The sequence below is a fragment of the Belliella calami genome, assembly GCF_022549695.1.
In the GTDB taxonomy this organism is placed as follows: Bacteria; Bacteroidota; Bacteroidia; order Cytophagales; family Cyclobacteriaceae; genus Belliella; species Belliella calami.
In genome coordinates, this window is the sequence record NZ_JAKZGS010000013.1 from 94,650 (window position 1) to 109,771 (window position 15,122).

General features: G+C 35.7%; 15 protein-coding genes and 1 tRNA gene. 9 read left to right on the plus strand and 7 right to left on the minus strand.

The features are described from left to right. Positions 1 to 101 precede the first annotated feature (101 nt). Positions 102 to 662, plus strand: coding sequence for a type 1 glutamine amidotransferase domain-containing protein (locus MM236_RS14535; RefSeq protein WP_241275719.1), 561 nt, complete (start codon positions 102 to 104; stop codon positions 660 to 662). Positions 663 to 838: 176 nt separating this feature from the next. Here MM236_RS14535 and MM236_RS14540 read toward each other — a convergent pair whose 3' ends face one another. Beyond that, positions 839 to 1,189 (minus strand): hypothetical protein, encoded by a 351-nt coding sequence (locus tag MM236_RS14540; RefSeq protein ID WP_241275720.1) that lies wholly within the window; start codon positions 1,187 to 1,189, stop codon positions 839 to 841. A gap of 350 nt (positions 1,190 to 1,539) precedes the next feature. Here MM236_RS14540 and MM236_RS14545 point away from each other — a divergent pair, with 350 nt between their 5' ends. Next, a complete protein-coding gene (locus MM236_RS14545) occupies positions 1,540 to 2,700 on the plus strand; it encodes a DUF4221 family protein (RefSeq protein ID WP_241275721.1) in 1,161 nt (386 codons plus the stop codon). Positions 2,701 to 2,890: 190 nt separating this feature from the next. Here MM236_RS14545 and mnmE read toward each other — a convergent pair whose 3' ends face one another. From mnmE to MM236_RS14560, 3 genes are all read right to left on the minus strand, one after another. Continuing rightward, on the minus strand, positions 2,891 to 4,270 hold the full coding sequence (gene mnmE / locus MM236_RS14550) for a tRNA uridine-5-carboxymethylaminomethyl(34) synthesis GTPase MnmE (RefSeq protein ID WP_241275722.1): 1,380 nt from the start codon (positions 4,268 to 4,270) through the stop codon (positions 2,891 to 2,893). Positions 4,271 to 4,272: 2 nt separating this feature from the next. Further along, entirely contained in the window at positions 4,273 to 4,722 is a 450-nt protein-coding gene (locus MM236_RS14555; RefSeq protein ID WP_241275723.1) for a thioredoxin family protein, read from the minus strand. Positions 4,723 to 4,961: 239 nt separating this feature from the next. Continuing rightward, positions 4,962 to 5,624: a metal-dependent transcriptional regulator gene (locus MM236_RS14560; RefSeq protein WP_241275724.1), complete on the minus strand. Its 663-nt coding sequence runs from the start codon at positions 5,622 to 5,624 to the stop codon at positions 4,962 to 4,964. 376 nt (positions 5,625 to 6,000) lie between these two features. On the opposite strand from MM236_RS14560, the gene MM236_RS14565 reads away from it, so the two are divergent. Then, the gene (locus MM236_RS14565) at positions 6,001 to 6,483 is read left to right on the plus strand and encodes a hypothetical protein (protein ID WP_241275725.1); all 483 of its coding nucleotides are present in this window, start codon (positions 6,001 to 6,003) and stop codon (positions 6,481 to 6,483) included. Between the two features lie 91 nt (positions 6,484 to 6,574). Here MM236_RS14565 and MM236_RS14570 read toward each other — a convergent pair whose 3' ends face one another. Beyond that, entirely contained in the window at positions 6,575 to 7,699 is a 1,125-nt protein-coding gene (locus tag MM236_RS14570; RefSeq protein ID WP_241275726.1) for a glycosyltransferase, read from the minus strand. A 36-nt stretch (positions 7,700 to 7,735) separates the two neighbouring features. Between MM236_RS14570 and MM236_RS14575 the strand changes: the two genes are divergently transcribed. Beyond that, positions 7,736 to 8,551, plus strand: a complete 816-nt coding sequence (locus MM236_RS14575) for a 2,3,4,5-tetrahydropyridine-2,6-dicarboxylate N-succinyltransferase (protein WP_241275727.1) — start codon at positions 7,736 to 7,738, stop codon at positions 8,549 to 8,551. Positions 8,552 to 8,572: 21 nt separating this feature from the next. Then, a complete protein-coding gene (locus MM236_RS14580) occupies positions 8,573 to 9,172 on the plus strand; it encodes a tetratricopeptide repeat protein (protein WP_241275728.1) in 600 nt (199 codons plus the stop codon). Positions 9,173 to 9,236: 64 nt separating this feature from the next. On the opposite strand, the gene MM236_RS14585 is transcribed toward MM236_RS14580, so the two are convergent. Continuing rightward, a complete protein-coding gene (locus tag MM236_RS14585) occupies positions 9,237 to 9,983 on the minus strand; it encodes a molecular chaperone DnaJ (protein ID WP_241275729.1) in 747 nt (248 codons plus the stop codon). Between the two features lie 546 nt (positions 9,984 to 10,529). Here MM236_RS14585 and MM236_RS14590 point away from each other — a divergent pair. From MM236_RS14590 to MM236_RS14600, 3 genes are all read left to right on the plus strand, one after another. Further along, entirely contained in the window at positions 10,530 to 11,645 is a 1,116-nt protein-coding gene (locus MM236_RS14590; RefSeq protein ID WP_241275730.1) for a Gfo/Idh/MocA family protein, read from the plus strand. A 72-nt stretch (positions 11,646 to 11,717) separates the two neighbouring features. Next, complete coding sequence (locus MM236_RS14595; RefSeq protein ID WP_241275731.1) at positions 11,718 to 12,941, plus strand: BaiN/RdsA family NAD(P)/FAD-dependent oxidoreductase; 1,224 nt, start codon at positions 11,718 to 11,720, stop codon at positions 12,939 to 12,941. After that, positions 12,934 to 13,284, plus strand: a complete 351-nt coding sequence (locus MM236_RS14600) for a hypothetical protein (RefSeq protein ID WP_241275732.1) — start codon at positions 12,934 to 12,936, stop codon at positions 13,282 to 13,284. The genes MM236_RS14595 and MM236_RS14600 overlap by 8 nt, the downstream gene beginning before the upstream one ends. Positions 13,285 to 13,357: 73 nt before the next feature. On the opposite strand, the gene gap is transcribed toward MM236_RS14600, so the two are convergent. Continuing rightward, the gene (gene gap, locus MM236_RS14605) at positions 13,358 to 14,362 is read right to left on the minus strand and encodes a type I glyceraldehyde-3-phosphate dehydrogenase (protein WP_241275733.1); all 1,005 of its coding nucleotides are present in this window, start codon (positions 14,360 to 14,362) and stop codon (positions 13,358 to 13,360) included. A 672-nt stretch (positions 14,363 to 15,034) separates the two neighbouring features. Here gap and MM236_RS14610 point away from each other — a divergent pair. Continuing rightward, positions 15,035 to 15,106 (plus strand) — tRNA-Glu (locus MM236_RS14610). Positions 15,107 to 15,122: the final 16 nt, after the last annotated feature.

Here is a 15,122-nt window from a genome sequence, read left to right on the forward strand (position 1 = left end):
CTTGTAATTCTATTGAAAACAGTATTTTATTAGTACCTATCGATGCAGTTCGTGAATTGAAAGATAAAATCATTATTTCAAAAAAATAAATTTGAAGAGAAATGGAAAATTTGAAAAACAAAAAAGTCGCAATATTAGCTACAGATGGGTTTGAGCAATCTGAGCTTTCAAGTCCACTAGAAAACTTGAAGAAATTAGGAGTGAAAGTTGACATTGTAGCTCCAAAACCAGGAAAAATCAAAGGATGGAAAGACGGGAATTGGGCTGATAGCTTTGAGGTTGATAAATCTATAGATGATGTATCTGCTATGGATTATGATGCTTTAGTTCTTCCAGGTGGTACGCTAAATCCTGATAAATTGAGGGCTAATGAAAAAGCAATCAATTTCATTAAATCCTTTTTTGACGAGAAGAAAACTGTAGCAGCAATCTGTCATGGGCCACAGTTGTTGATCAATGCGGAGGTTGTTGAGAACAGAAAGTTAACATCTTTTCATTCAATTAAATTGGATTTAATCAATGCAGGTGCCAAATGGGTTGACCAAGAAGTCGTTGAAGATCAAGGCCTAATCACTTCCAGAACGCCCGAAGACCTGCCAGCTTTCAACAAAAGATTAATTGAGGTTTTGGGTAAAGCTGAGACCAATTCTTTTGACCAATAATTAAGCTTTCTCGGGAACATAAAACTATTTTGGATTCATTTCAAGGAAAATAGAAAATGATTCTCCATAATTCCATACTGCAATGTTTCAATTCCTGATCTTGGTGTTTTGAACAAAGGTACTTGAATTAAAAAAAATCCATTTTTAAGTAAAATAAAATTTAAAATTGGTACTATCTAAATTTTAAAAGGATCTCCTGATGCAGCTGAAATGATACATATCAAATGAAGTATTAAACCAGGTACAATAAAAAGAAAATAGCCTAATACCACGAATAAAAACCACGCTATTCCAGTGCCAACATCACCTTTATACATTTGACCAGCTCCTGGAATAATGAAACTTAATAATGCAGCTATTCCAGGACTCCATCTCCTTCCATAATTTTGAGGCATGATAAATTGAGTATTTTGTTGGCGAGCTGCTCTGACCTGATTGTCAAGGATCTCTCCGCAATGCTTACACTTAATTGCTTCACTGTAAATTTCTTCTGCACAATAAGGGCATTTTTTAAAAGTAGATTCCATTTATTTGAATTAAATAGTTTTGAATTTTAAGCTGTTTGTCAGTCTACAACTATATGTCGCTTTAAACATAGGGATTTAAAATCAAATAAAAAACACCTATTAAAAGGTATGTTTGCAAAAAAAAAGTTTCTACAATAAAGGAGTAGTTAAATTTTTCTGCTTCCGAAATGAGTCCTTGTATATGTTTGTATTGATAAATAGCCAGTAAGAAACCTACTTTTTGAAATTTGTCCAGCCTCAACAGGGTTTCTATACTAACAAGTATGATCTTAAAATGGCAAATACTCGCAAATATGTTAAATTTAGTTAACCCTACAGAATTCACTTACCAAATTACTTATTTTTGAAATATGCATTCATTAAAGAATAATTGTTTAGTTTATTCAAGTGTATTTTCTGCGGGATTAATTTTTCTCTCTTCTTGCGGAAATGAAGCTGCGAAGGAGGATCAAACAACCATTAGATATTCCATAGATACAGTTTCCATCGACTCCAAGGATGAAATTTTGTTTTTACAACGAGATTTGTACACATCAGATTATTCTGAACAAGACGGCATGCTCTATAATCTAAACGATAAAACCAACCATGTCGAACAAATCAACCTCAACAGCTTAGCTATCGAAAAAATGATTCCTTTCGAACGAGAGGGGCCCAATGGTACAGGATTTTGGACTTCTGACCTCAAGAGTGCATCCGATCAGCGGCTTTTTTTTGGAGGAGAACGTTCAGGAATATACACGCTTGGAGGCAAGTTGCAGCAAATATTCAATTGGTCTGATATTGATAAAGAGAAAGGTGGAATATTGGATGAAGAAAGAGTTCATTATCAAGTGGTGAACCCCAACTTTCCAAAGCAGGTTTTTGCTATTGTTGTGAATGACCAAACTAATTCAGTTTCTCTTAGACAACTTAAGACCTCAGATGATTTCATTCAATCCTACAATATTGACCCGAATGAAAACTACAAGACCTATACTTTAGGAGATTTAACCAATTATAACAATTGGGATCCATATTTATATATTAAAAGTACTCAGGATCATATCATTGTCTCCCACGAGTTTGCGAATGATTTTTATGTTTTGTATCCAGCCAAAGACTCTTTGGTTTCAATATCATACCAATCCTCACTCTTTGAATCAAAAGTAAAACCCACAACTGAGGGAGATTTGATTAACTCAACTAAGGATCGAAAAAATGCACTAAAAAGCTATCGGAGTCAAATCGCATATGGTCCATTTGCATATAACAATAAAAATAGACATCATGTGAGACTGTCTGCCTCTATAATATATGGAGAAAAAGAGCGTGAAGGTTATTTGCTTCCTGAAATTGAAAGTAGCACACTTTATATTTCAATATTTGATAAAAACTTCAATCATATCCTAGATTCAGAAATTCCTGAGCTAAAAAAAACTGGAATCCCAAAGTATTTTATCAGGGAGGGAGCAATTTGGTTATACTTAAATTTGGATGATGAATTGAATTTTATCCGAATTAAATTTTAAGCCACCTCCTAAAAACAGTTTAAAGTCATTAAGCTGCTACACTTTATCTTTCCATACGATTCTACTTTCAATCAATCAAACATTAAAAGCATATTAATCTACCACAACAAAAACCCTTAACAGCGCTAAATAATGGAAGAGTTTTTAAACTTGAAAACTTTCAAGCATGACACTTCGCATTCAAAGATTTTTACTTCCCGATACAAAACTTACTGAATATATTATCTAAAAGGTCATCGGTTGTGATTTCGCCTGTGATTTCACCGAGATAGTGTAGGGATCTTCGGATGTCCATCGCCAGAAAGTCATTGGTGATTTCATTGTCTAGGCCTTCTAATACATCAAGTAAAGATTGGCGTGTTTTCACCAAAGAATCATAATGCCTGATGTTTGTAACGATGGTGTTGCCAGTACGGAATTTATCCATATTGACTAATTCCAAAACTCTATTTTTCAAGGCATCCAAATTTTCTTTCTGCCCTGCAGATATAAAAATAGTATCAGGATGATTTTTCTTTAATTCACTGATAAATTGTGGATTACCCTTATCAATCTTATTGGCTACTTTAACAAAAGGAACACTTAGATTTTCGAGCTTGTTGATATCTCTATTGATCTCAATCATATCCGTATCTCCCAAATCAAAAAGATAAAGAATCAATGAAGCGGTCTTCATTTTCTCCTGCGTTCTGCTGACACCAATCGATTCGATCACGTCAGTAGTTTCTCTTAGACCAGCAGTATCTATGAATCTAAATATCACCCCGCCAATATTGATTTCATCTTCGATAAAATCACGGGTGGTACCAGCGATATCCGATACTATAGCTTTTTCTTCATTGAGTAAGGCATTGAGAAGGGTAGATTTTCCTGCATTTGGTTTCCCAGCTATGACTGTTGGCACACCGTTTTTGATGACATTTCCCAAGTCAAAACTCCCGATCAACTGCTCCACAACGCGAAGCAATTTTTCAACTAGAATTCTTAAATCATCTCTACTGGCAAATTCTACATCCTCTTCGGTGAAGTCCAATTCTAACTCTATCATGGAAGCAAAGTGGATCAATTCGGCTCTCAGCTTTGAGATTTCTCCACTAAAACCACCTCGCATTTGGTTAAGCGCTGCTTGATGGGAAGTTTCTGAATCTGCATGTATCAAATCTGCAACAGCTTCTGCCTGTGCCAAATCAAATTGACCATTTAAGAAAGCTCTTTGGGTGAATTCTCCTGGTTTGGCTGGTCTCGCGCCTTTTCTAACCAACAGTTTGATTACTTGATTTACTATATAGGATGAACCGTGAGTGGAAATTTCCACTGCATTTTCCTTTGTAAATGATTTGGGAGCTACAAAAAGAGATACCAAAACCTCATCGATTATCTTTTCCCCGTCTCTAATTGTTCCAAAATGAATGGTGTGGGATTCTTGTTTTTCAAGATTTTTTCCTTTGAAGACTTGATTACAAATTTTAATTGCATCCTTGCCAGATAATCTTATGACTGCGATGGCTCCAACTCCCTGAGGTGTAGCCAAAGCGACAATGGTATCTTCTTTTTCGTGTAAACTGAACATGCTTATTTCGTAAAACGCTTCACTATTCCTTCCAAACCTTCGATAAATGGTGCAGGCTGTCTGTAGCCTGGCAATTGGGTAATGTTTTCCATCGTTGCGTCCATTATCACAAAGTTAGGGTAGGAGGTGACCCGCATTGTCTTTGCCATACTTGCTTCGGAATATTCCTTGCCTTTGAAAGTGAATTTTTGGTCATCCCTTTCAGCATGCAATTTCACTGCATAAAAATTTTCATTCACATAGGCAATTACCTTTTCATCGGTGAAAGTTTCTTTATCCATCTTTTTACACCAACCACACCAATCGGTATAAACATCCACCAAGATCATTTTGGGGCTTTCTTGCGTTGCTTTAGAAGCTTCATCAAAAGTCAGCCAATTGATTTTTTCTTGGGCATAAGTAGAGATGGACAATATAAGTCCAAGGAATAAGAGTGCACTATATCTTTTCATAATTCAAATTTATAAAATTCCATCCAATCACCCTTCAAAACCCATACCTATTGCAGTAAGTTCATACTTCAATGTACAAAGTATCATGTATTAGATACGAACGAAGTATATGCTCAACTTTATTAGGTCATGATTTAATTAAAGATTAAGCTCAAGTTTTCCCTAATCTTGTATTCTTCCAATCTTCCAATTCCTAATCACCCCATATATTTCCCAATTTAAAATCTAAATTTAAAATACTACACCATTACCAAAATATTTGCTGCGACATCCTTGGACATAAAGATGGTTTTTTTGTTGTCAACAAGGATTTCTATGGAACCATCAAATTCTACTTTTTCCAACACTTTTATCCTTGCTCCTATATATGCTCCAACCTTGTCCAAGTATCTCAAAAATGCAGCACTACTATCTTTAACAGCCACGATCTGACCTGTGCCATTGATGTCGATTTCATTGATCGGTAGGCGAGGGCGGGAGCGGACATCTCCATACTCATCGGGGATAGGATCGCCATGAGGATCAAACTTTGGAAACCCCAAATACTCGTCCAATCGCTGAATCAAAATGGTCGATTGTACATGCTCTAATTCATCTGCTACCTCTGCTACTTCATCCCATGCAAAGCGTAATTTTTCTACCAAAAACACTTCCCATAATCTTTGCTTTCGGATGGTTCTCAAAGCAAATTTTTTGCCCTCTTCTGTAATATGAACCCCATAATATTTTCGGTATTCTATCACTTCTTTTTCCCCCAGCTTCCGAAGCATATCACTCACGGAAGCTGGCTTGGTTTTCATTTCAGCTGAGATATCATTTGTCGATACACCTTTCTTTCCGGCCTCTGACAGCTGATAGATTGCCTTCAAATAATTCTCCTCTGCGTGTGTCAATTTTATCATTCGACTTTTCTGTTTAAAACGCAAATATAGACTTTTAGTTGACACTAAAAAATAATTTATCCTAACCTAAAACTCGTGTGGATAAGTCAATTTCAAATGTGTTTAGTGATTTAGGTATATCTAAATAAATATTTAGTACAGACTTTAAAAATACATTAAAGATTGATTTATAGGTTTTTAAGTAAATTAAAAAATGCTCGAAAATCCAAAATCATCAAAATCAATAGAGTTTTCTCTTTTCAATGATTAGTTTCCAAAATGGGGTGAAAGTGGATAAGTTTTTTGATGCTTGTGGATAAGCTTTTGACACTTCTTAAAATTGAATTTTCTCTGCTATTGATAATTTAGTTTTTTGGTTTATTTTTATGGAAAAAATATGAAAAAAATACTCCTTTTACTCTTTACACTAGTTTTTGCTTTTAGTGTTCAGGCACAACAAACCGCAGGTTATACTGAAGGGTTGCTTAGCTTTGGAAACGGTGAATTTTTCCAAAATGGAATGCGTATCAAAATGGCTGATGCCATACGAATTACCCAAGTAAATGAAGAAGCTAATGAGCTTGTCAGAAAAGCTAGAACCAACAAAGTGGTAGGGGATATTATGGGTTACTCTGGTTCCTTTGCAATCGGATGGGGAATCGGTGGTGCAATAGCAGGTGCTCCAATTGAATGGGGTTGGATAGGCGCAGGTGCTGGCTTGATTGGACTTGATCTTTTATTCCAAAATTCTTTCAGTAAAAAAGCCCAGCTTGCTACTGAAGTATTTAATGCAAACATGCCTTATGGATCAATGAAAACACCGGTTGAATTGGCAATTGGAGTACAAAAAAATGGCTTTGGACTTGCACTTAATTTTTGATTGCAAAAGAATAATCCCTGACTTGAAAGCATTAATTCTTTCAGGGGGCCTTTTTAAATATACACAACCGATAGAAATGGTTTTATTTCAATCAGTCTTTCAATAAATAGGTTAGTAATTCCTTTAACTTCTCTTCTTCCTTACTTTTCCAATAAGGAAACTTATCCATTCCGTGAGTATAAAACTCCTTTTTTAGTATTTTTTCTATTTCCACTTTAGCATACTCAGGTTCAAAAAAATTAACGGATAAGCCTGCTCCATATCTATTTGTAATCCTTTCCCAATTCATATTTGGTGAAAAAATAAATGGTTTACCCATAGCCAAAGATTCATACAATTTACTCGGGATTTTTGGATGGATACTTGGCAGCTGATGATATGGCAGCAACACTATATCGCATTCATTATAGGATCTCAATATCTCTTTATAATCGATCGGAGATGGAGAAATTTCCAATCTGATTTGCGGGATTTTAGAAGCGATTTCTTCGATCCTTTTTCCATATTCAGCAATAGTGACGTGGCCAATAATTTTGAGTTTGTAAGTTGGTTTATTTTTGACAAGTTCCCCAAACCAAAGCATGGCATCTACAATCCCATACACCTTTGTTAGTGTACCTGAAATCAGGAATTCCAATGGTTGATCGGTGTCAAATTTGACAGTTTGTATCTTCTTGATTTTTCCAAAAAACTTGTTCTCAAGAACGACAAAGTTTTTAATTGTTGGCATTTCTTCTTGATAACAAGCCTCAGCAAAAATACATTTATCAATAAACGGTTTGCTTATATTTTGAACTGTTCTAACCCAAGAAATAGCCAACCATTTCTTCCATCCTGAGATCGTTTTGTTTTCTTTAATATTGAGTTCATAGTTTTCCTGAACATCATAAACGAGTCGGTATTTCAAAAAAAATTTCATCAAAACAGCTGCCGGCAAAAGTTCATAAGTAGTGATGATTAAAACCTCTGGTTTGATCTTTTTAAGGATTGATATAAAATTAATTGAAACAAAAAGCCTTCTTGGATTGTCTCTATTACTGTCAAAAAGCGTAAAAAAGTCTATATCTTCTTCGCTAGGGACATTTTTTAATGAAAATCCTATGATGTTAAGGTGGTATTTATTTGTTTCACGCAATGAAAGGCCAAGGCGGTAAAAACTACGTGCATCATGGAGTGGTTTTAGGATAGAAGCAATGGCAATCTTTGGCTTATTCATCACAAAAATTAAATTAAAGCGAAACTAATAAAAAATATGGATTTACAGACAATCATCGAAAATGCATGGGACAACAGGGAGCTGTTGAAAGAAAAAGATGTGGAAATAGCAATCAAATCTGTTATTTCAGATTTGGATGTTGGAAAACTGAGAGTTGCCGAACCACTTGAAGATGGATCTTGGAAAGTCAATGACTGGATCAAAAAGGCCGTCATTCTATATTTCCCTATTCAAAAAATGCAGACAATAGAAGTTGGTCCATTTGAATTCCATGATAAAATGGCTTTAAAGACCAACTATGCCAAGCAAGGTGTTCGTGTAGTACCACATGCAGTTGCAAGATATGGTGCTTACCTAGCTTCTGGTGTGGTGATGATGCCTTCTTATGTCAATATTGGTGCATTTGTTGACAGTGGCACGATGGTTGATACTTGGGCTACTGTTGGTTCATGCGCTCAAATCGGCAAAAATGTACATTTAAGTGGTGGTGTTGGTATTGGTGGTGTTTTGGAACCGGTTCAGGCAGCACCTGTTATTATCGAAGATGGTGCTTTTATTGGTTCCCGAGCGATCATAGTAGAAGGAGTCAGGATTGGTAAAGAGGCAGTAGTAGGAGCAGGAGTTACCCTTACAGCCAGCTCAAAAATCATTGACGTGACTGGGGCAGAGCCTGTAGAATACAAAGGTTATGTACCACCAAGATCAGTAGTCATTCCAGGATCATTGACAAAAAAATTCCCTGCTGGAGATTTTCAAGTTCCTTGTGCTTTGATCATTGGTCAGAGAAAAGCTTCTACAGATTTGAAGACTTCATTAAATGACGCCTTGCGTGAAAACAACGTAGCGGTTTAAATACTATTTTCAAAAAAGATTATGCGTACTCAAATTCGATTTTACTCAAGCCTATTATTATTAATTACCCTATTTGCATGCGGGAGTGCCTCCAATGATGGCGATGATTTGTATGCATCTGGAGAATATGAAGAAGCTATCAAAGCATATGACAAATTTCTTTCTACCAATCCCAAAAATGTGAAAGCCATTTACAATAGAGGGCGCTCACATGAAGAACTTGGAAATACAGAATTAGCGGAAAAAGATTTTATTACTGCTTTGGAGTATGATGCGAACAATGTCCAAGTGATGCTCAGCTTATCTAACCATTTCCAAAAGCAGAAAAATCATAGTTCAGCTTTATTATATGCTGACCGTGCAGTAGAAATTTCTGGAGCACCTGCAATGGCATATTTTATGAAAGCTAGAGCTTTGCATCAATTGGGAAACACGGAAGAAGCATTAAAGGAGTACAATGCAGCTATCAAGATGGATAAAGATTTTGGTCAGGCGTATTACAACAGAGGCTTGCTAAAATTGGCTACAGATAAGAAAAAGTCAGGCTGTGAAGACTTGAATCTAGCATTAAAGTTAGATTATGTTCAGGCTTCAGATGCAATCGAAAAGTACTGTAAATAATTTGTCATAATATCACAAACAAAAAAGAGGAGCTCAATAGCTCCTCTTTTTTTTGCTCAAATATTCAATGATGACTTTTCATCCTATTGAACAAAAATGAAAGATGTCTAGGATTCTCATCTTTATGATCGCAGACTTTATCGGATTGCAAACGACCACTTCCTTGACAGGTTCTGCAAGCACTGGTTTCCAATTTACTCCCTTCACAGGTAGGACATGTCAACCTTCCTTGCCCAGAGCACCTTTCACATTCAAAATACTCTATGATATTGAATACATTCCTTTTGGTTATTAAGCCCGATCCTACGCATTTACTACAACCAACTATCCCTTTTGCCTTACAATATCCACAATCTTGTTCCAAATGCTTTGAACCTTCACAAGTAAAGCACTCTTGAAATCTATATCCTCTTCTATCACACAATTCACAGGCCTTGATTGCATTCAATGGTATATTCAATAATTCTTCCAAAGCTTTTGCCCTTTCATAATTATCTCCTTTGAAGCCATTCAACTCCAAGTATTTATTTAGGAAGTTGGCACTATTATCATATTGCTTTAACTCATAAAGCGTTTCCGCAAAGTAATAGGGCATTTCAGGAGGAATAGGTAGGTTGGAATCAATAATCTGCCTAAAAAATATGTTGGCTTTTTCATAATTACCATTTTCCATTTCTTTCATTGCATTATTCATCAATCTGGATGATCCACCCAAACTTGGTTGAACTTGTGCATTTGCTGAATTGAAACAAAACATTAAAGAAATCAGAAAAATAAGCTTTTGACTAAATTGAATTGGATTTAATATCATGGGTTTAATTTGACTATTGAACTCACAAATTAATCAGGTTTGATTCATTAATCAATATTTAGATTATAAAAACTAAATATCTACCTAAATTCTATAGCAATTTTATAAGTAAGCATGATATAGTTTCTGATATTTGAAGTAAAATAGGAAAAAGCAATATTTATCATCATTCTATTTATAAGATATTATTAAATATGTATATACGCTTTCTTGCCACTAACCATTTTAAATATGCCTAGAAGAAGATCTATCAAATCATTTGACTGTTGACAGCCGACTATTAACGATTTGATCTTGCCTTATTAATTTTTTTACTGGCAAAGTTGCGGATAACCATTTTATCAAAATATCCAAAATGATTTAGGTGAGAATAGAATAATTTTTTAAATTAATAGATCTAAGTCCTGAAAGATATATTTAAATCATCTCCTTTTCTTTGTAAGCTATTGCTTATTGAATCATAAAATCACTGATGTTCAATACCTTAATTGTAAATTTCAAAAAAAATATAAAAACATCGTAAGTTTTAATTTTAAATAATAGTCCATGAAATCAAGACGTAAGTTTCTACAACATATTAGTGCAGGCGTTATCCCTATTGCATTTGGCTTTACCCCTGAATCTTTACTTTTCAATCCAGATAACTCCCAAAATGATAAAACACTGCGTGTAGCCCTGATGGGATTGGGAAGCTATGCAAATAGGGTGGCAGATGCAATGAAAGACTCGAAGCGAGCTAAAGTTGTGGGTGTGATTAGCGGAACTCCTTCAAAAATTCCTGAATGGCAAAAACGATTTGACATCCCAGATAAGAATTGTTATAACTACGAAAATTTTGACGCTATAAAGGACAATAAAGATATCGATGCGGTATATATAATCACTCCAAACGCACAGCATCACAATCAATGTCTTCGTGTCGCAGCTGCTGGAAAACATGTGATCTGTGAAAAACCAATGGCAATAAATGCAAAGGAAGGAAGGGAAATGGTTGAGGCATGTGAAAAAGCTGGCGTCAAGCTATTGATAGGATATAGAATGCATTTTGAGGCCAATACGTTGGAAATAGTTAAAATGAGAAATGCAGGAGAATTTGGAGACATTAAATTCTTTCAAGGATTGAGTGGATTTAAAATAGGCGACCCCAATCAATGGAGGCTTGATCCAAAGTTGGCTGGTGGTGGTGCTTTGATGGATATTGGAATATATGCGGTAAATGGAACAAGGTATATGGTGGGTGAGGAACCTATCTGGGTGACGGCTCAAGAAACCAAAACTGACGCTTCAAAATTTCGGGAAGGCGTCGATGAAACCATCACATTTCAGCTAGGCTTCGAAAGTGGGGTGGTTGCTTCTTGTTTGTCCACCTACAATATGAATAATTTGGATAAGTTTTTCCTTAATGGGTCAAAGGGTTTTGCAGAGATGCAGCCATCGACTGGTTATGGTCCTATTCGGAGTGCTACACACAAAGGCAGGCTAGACATGCCTCATACAACGCACCAAACTACCCAAATGGATGAAATGGCTAAAATTATATTTGACAATAAGGTCCCAATAATTCCCGTTGATGGCAAAGAAGGGCTGAAGGATATAATTATCCTAGATGCCATTTACGAAGCTGTCCGGACGGGATCCAAAGTGGATTTAAACTTGACCTAAATTTGTCAATTAAAAAAATGATTCCATTTCTAGCAAAAATACTTAATCTTTGCATAATAATTGAAAAATTAAATGCTAAAGATAGGAGTCATAGGAGCAGGGGCTGCGGGTTATTTTGCTGCCATTAATGCAGCTACCAAAAACACAAGTGTTACAATTTTCGAAAAAACATCCAAATCCTTGGCAAAAGTAAAAGTCTCTGGTGGTGGAAGATGTAATGTGACACATGCTGCTTTTGAAATTGCAAAGCTTGTAAAAAACTATCCTAGGGGCGAAAAATTTCTTAAAAAAACATTCAAGCACTTTGCCGTTGGAGATACCGTAAATTGGTTCGAATCAAGAGGAGTAAAACTCAAACGTGAAGCTGATGGAAGAATGTTTCCAGTTTCAGATGATTCAGAATCAATTATACAAGCTTTAGTCAACGAAGCAAATCAAAATGGAGTATATGTCCGATATAACTTTTCGATAGACAAAATCGAATATTCAAACAATCAATTTACTGTTTACTCGAAGGAAAACAGGGAGATTTTTGATAGGCTAATCATTTGCATAGGAGGCTCACCAAAATTAACTGGCTTTAAGTTTATTCATGATCTAGGTCATAAGGTCTCCGATCCAATTCCATCACTTTTCACTTTCAACACTCCCTACGAATCGATTCGCGAACTAATGGGAATATCCTTACCAGATTCTCATATTAAATTAGAAGGAACAAAACTCGCCTATCAAGGGCCATTGCTTATCACGCACTGGGGCTTGAGCGGTCCTGCAGTGCTAAAGCTATCAGCTTTCGGAGCACCTTGGCTCTATGACCAAAAATACAATGCCAAAGCTCACATAAGATGGAATACACTCTGGACAGAGCACGATTTGCAAATTAATATTGGCAAATATAAATCTGAGCATCCAAAAAAGAAGATCAAATCAAACCCTCTTTTTGGCTTACCAGGTAGATTATGGGAGCATCTTGTGGAAAAGTCGGAAATTGATCCTCTATTACTTTGGCATGAAATTTCAAAAAAGAACCTTAATAAATTAATACAAAATCTTTTTTGTTATATTGTATCCATTGAAGGAAAAACGACCTTCAAAGAAGAATTTGTAACAGCTGGAGGTGTGAAATTAGAAGAAGTAAATCCAGAAACCATGGAAAGCAACTTGTTTCCAGGTTTGTTTTTCGCTGGTGAAGTTCTCGATATTGATGGAATTACAGGCGGATTCAATTTTCAAGCAGCTTGGTCGACAGGTTATTTAGCAGGAATAAACTCCATTAAAACAAAAAGTGATGTATAAAATCCCTCCAATAAATTTGGAAAGAATAGAAGAAATGGCAGATGGAGATGCTGAGTTCAGGGCTGAACTGATATTGGCTATTCACACTTCACTGATAGAGTTAAAAGAAAAATACCTTGAAGGCGCACAGAATGAAAGTACTGAAACGATTCATCTTATAAGGCACAAAGTAAAGCCGACTTTGATGCTGTTTGAGTTAGAAAGATTGAGATTATCGATTCAAAATGGCAAAGAAATAATAGAAGAAAAAGGCTTCAAAGAAGATTTTTTGCTTCATCTAGATGATTTTCTAGATACTTGGCAGGAAGTGTTCGATTTTGTATCTGAAGAATTGAACAAATAATGGACTATTGAAAACCTATTCTAACAAGAAATAGATAGAAGTGCATACATCAAATATTTTCGCTTTCATTATTTCATTTAATCAGGTTTACTTTCAATACCAAATCAACAAGTCGATTGGCATAGCCTGATTCATTATCATACCATCCAACTATTTTTACCAAATTACCTTTGGCTGAGGTTAAACCTGAGTCAAAAATACAGGAATGTGGATTTCCTATAATGTCAATAGAAACAATCGGATCCTTTGTGTATTCCACTATCCCTTTCATTCTTCCCTTTGATTCTTTTTCAAAAACAGCATTGATTTCTTCGGCCGAAGTTTCTTTTTCCAAAATCACAATCAAATCTGTCAGCGAGCCGTCTGGAACAGGAACACGCATAGCTGATGCTTCTATTTTTCCTTTTACCTCAGGCAAAACAATTTCCATAGCCAAAGCAGCATGCGTAGTGGTAGGGATAATTGAGTATGCTGCAGCTCTTGCTCGTCTCAGATCTCTATGTGGTGCATCATGTAGATTCTGATCATTGGTATAGGAATGTACCGTAGATACATATCCTTTGTCAATCCCAAAATGCTCATGTAGAATTTTCACCATGGGAGCCAAGCAATTTGTGGTACAGGAAGCATTTGAGATTATTTTTTCTTCACCTGTTAATATATCATCATTTACTCCTAGCACAATTGTTGGAATCTCCTTACTTTTTGAAGGTGCTGTGATGATGACTTTCTTTGCTCCAGCAGCAAGGTGTGCTGACGCACCTTCTTTGTCGGTAAATTTACCAGTAGATTCCAATACAATATCCACATTCATTTCTTTCCAAGGGATCTGAGATGGATCTTTCTCTGCAAAAATTTTAATCAGTTTTCCGTTAATCAATAAATCACCATTTACCTCTTCTACATTGTGATGGTATTTGCCATGAATCGAATCGTATTGCAACAAATGGGCTAGGGTAGTAGGGTCTGTCAAGTCATTTACAGCAACCAACTCAATATCTTCTTGTTCCAGTAGTAATTTGATGGTAAGCCTACCAATCCGACCGCAACCATTTACAGCAACTCTCTTTTTAATCATTTCAGGTATTTGATTTTAAAATGCGAAGTTAATAAACCAGTCGTTTATTAACTACAAAAGCATAAAGCAATGGATTTTTCTTTTTTAAAATGGTAAATATGTTCGAAGTGCCAAGTATGGAGTACCATGTCCAACAAAACATGATTTCCCAATATGAGTATCCGCAATGTTGCACGTTGGCTAAGAAGAGGTTTTATGTCATTGCGGATCTCGTCACTTGACAACTGTCAACAGTCAACAGAACACACAAATCGTTCATCCGACAATCTATTGTTTGGCTACGTGCAATAAAGCGGATACACATATTTCCCAATCACCAAATCCGCAACTCTTATAAAGAGGTGCAAATTTTAGCAACTTAATTACCCGATAAATAAATAAGTGAAAATGGTAAAGAGTTTATAAGTTTAAACAAAAAATAAGCTGCCATCTATTAAATCAATAACTATTTAACTTAATCAACCAATAACGGTCTAAAACCGATTATGCTGAATAATTCCCAAAATCACCCTACAAACCAAGAACCTTTAAAAGGGTGTTGAAATTTTTTTCGCTAATATTCAAGGTTTTGGCATCCATTACCAAATATTTTTTGGTGAGGTTTTGCATTGTGAATTTAACCCTCTATATTTGCATCACCTTACGGAAAAGAGGTTAATTCGATTCTAAAATGGTCCGTTCGTCTAGGGGTTAGGACGTATCCCTTTCACGGATAAAACACGGGTTCGATTCCCGTACGGACTACTAATCAATTAACCTT